The organism is Pontimicrobium sp. MEBiC01747 (assembly GCF_053601635.1).
Genome location: NZ_JBSHNS010000608.1, coordinates 1 through 2,576, shown reverse-complemented (window position 1 = coordinate 2,576; position 2,576 = coordinate 1). Strand labels below are relative to the sequence as shown.

At 33.2% G+C, this 2,576-nt stretch carries 2 protein-coding genes; one reads left to right on the top strand and one right to left on the bottom strand.

Annotated elements, in window-relative coordinates:
• On the bottom strand, positions 1 to 819 hold an 819-nt coding region (locus tag ACVC2P_RS20400), incomplete at its 3' end, for a PhzF family phenazine biosynthesis protein (RefSeq protein ID WP_452600278.1).
• A 121-nt stretch (positions 820 to 940) separates the two neighbouring features.
• Between ACVC2P_RS20400 and ACVC2P_RS20395 the strand changes: the two genes are divergently transcribed.
• The coding region (locus ACVC2P_RS20395; RefSeq protein ID WP_452600277.1) for a YgiQ family radical SAM protein at positions 941 to 2,576 on the top strand (1,636 nt) is incomplete at its 3' end.

Sequence of the window (2,576 nt, the reverse complement as noted above, 5' to 3'; positions counted from 1 at the left end):
CCCTTGTTCTACAGTTGCCGAAACAGTATTAGATTTTGTTTTTAAAAGATAGGCTAAAAAACAACCATTGGCACTTCCTGTAGCTGCATCTTCAATAAGACGCCCGTTTTCAATGCAAAACATTCTTGTATTATAATCATTAGTAGACTCAACGGTTTCTTCAGTTACAAAAAATAAAGAGCTTGTAAGGCCAGTTATACTATTAGTTTTATACTTGTTATGTTTAGTTAAAAAGTCAATAACTTTTTTCGAGTCAAGTTTTATTTGGTTTATGGCTTTTAAGCTTAACATTGGAATAATAATATAGGGCAAACCCGTACTGATTTCCTCTATAGGATTTTGTCTGTTTAGAGCTTTAATATCTATACCTAATCCGTTTGCAATATCGTTATGGTTAAATACATTAATAAACTCTGGAGCAGCTTGTTCCATTACAAAATAACTCTTGTCAATATCATCAATTGCGGTAATATCTATACTAATTTTAGAATGCTTTAAATGTAATATGATGCATTTTTTAGGATTAGGCAATAAGTATTTAGATATTATAAACGCAGTACCTAATGAGGGATGCCCAGCAAAAGGGACTTCGTATTCTGGAGTGAAAATTCTAACATCAAAAGCGGTGTTATTTCTGTTCTTTTTTATAAAAGTAATCTCAGGAAAATTTAACTCCCTTGCTATACTTAGCATCTCTTTATCTGTAACCAAATTATTATAATCAACAAAAACGGCCAATTGATTTCCTCCGTATTTTAATGAGGTGAATACATCAACTATATAATATTCTATTTCTATTATTTTTTTGTTTGCTACCAAGATTGTAAGATACAAGTTAAAAGAAGCTCAAGATACTATATAAAAGACATTATAACCAAAATGAAGAATTAGAATTACTATTAAATTTAGAAAAGACCTACAAATAGAGTATTTTTGCAGGATGAAGGAGAAACAGGATCAGCATAGATTATCAGATTGGTTACCAACAACTAATAAAGAAGTGAAAATTAGAGGTTGGGAAGCGCTAGATGTTATTTTATTTAGTGGTGATGCTTATGTAGATCACCCCTCTTTTGGTCCTGCTGTTATAGGGCGTATTTTGGAAAGTTATGGGCTACGTGTAGCTATAGTACCGCAGCCAAGTGTTACAGATAATTTGCAGGATTTTACTAAACTTGGCGTACCAAAATTATTTTTTGGGATTACTGGTGGTTGTATGGATCCCATGGTAAGTAATTATACCGCAAGTAAAAAACGACGAGATAAAGATGCATACACACCTAATGGAGACATAGGGTTTAGACCAGATTATGCAACTACTGTGTATTCTAACATTTTAAAAGAAAAATTCCCTGATGTTCCTGTTTTAATTGGAGGAATTGAAGCGTCTTTGCGCCGTGTAACACACTACGATTATTGGAGCGATAAACTAATGCCATCTATATTAGAAAGTTCTAAAGCAGATATGTTGGTATATGGAATGGGAGAACAGCCATTACGAGAAGTTGTAGAGTTATTACAAAAAGGAGTCCCGTTTTCTAGTTTAAAAACAATAAAGCAAACCGCTGTTTTAATAGAGAAAGGAGATAAAGTCCCAAAAAACTCTAATTGGGAAGATATTAGTATACATTCGCACGAGACATGCCTAAAAGATAAAAAGAAGTTTGCGTCGAACTTTAAAGTAATAGAACAAGAATCGAATAAGTTAAAAGCACGACGTATTTTTCAAGAAGTAGGAGGGAAAGTTTTAATGATTAATCCGCCATATCCAACTATGACGGAGAAAGAAATCGATGCTTCTTTCGATTTGCCATATACACGATTGCCACATCCTAAATACAATAAACGAGGGCCAATTCCTGCGTTTGAAATGATTAAATTTTCTATAAATATTCATAGAGGTTGCTTTGGTGGTTGCAGTTTCTGTACTATTTCTGCTCACCAAGGCAAATTTATAGCTAGTAGAAGCCAAGAGTCTGTTTTAAAGGAAGTAGATACAGTAGCTAACATGCCAGATTTTAAAGGCTATTTATCAGATATTGGAGGCCCTTCAGCAAATATGTATAAAATGAAAGGTAAAATACAGTCTATTTGCGACAAATGTGTTGCACCCTCTTGTATTTCGCCAGTAATATGTAGTAATCTAGATACATCTCATAAACCATTAACAGAACTGTATCAAGCTGTAGATAAACATCCAAAAGTAAAAAAATCGTTTATAGGTAGTGGGATTCGTCATGACATGTTGGTGCCAGAGTTTAATAAAAATGCCGATCCTAAAGAATTAGATGATTATACAGAAGAGGTAATGACAAAACACGTTTCTGGACGTTTAAAAGTAGCACCAGAGCATACCTCAGACCCTGTATTAAAATTAATGCGTAAACCATCATTTAAATATTTTCATAAGTTTAAAGAACGTTTTGATAAAATAAATATTAAAAAAGGATTAAAGCTCCAATTAATCCCTTACTTTATTTCTAATCATCCAGCTTGTGAGGTGGAAGATATGGCAAATCTTGCTGCAGAAACTAAAGATATGGGCTTTCAATTAGAGCAAGTGCAAGGGTTTACAC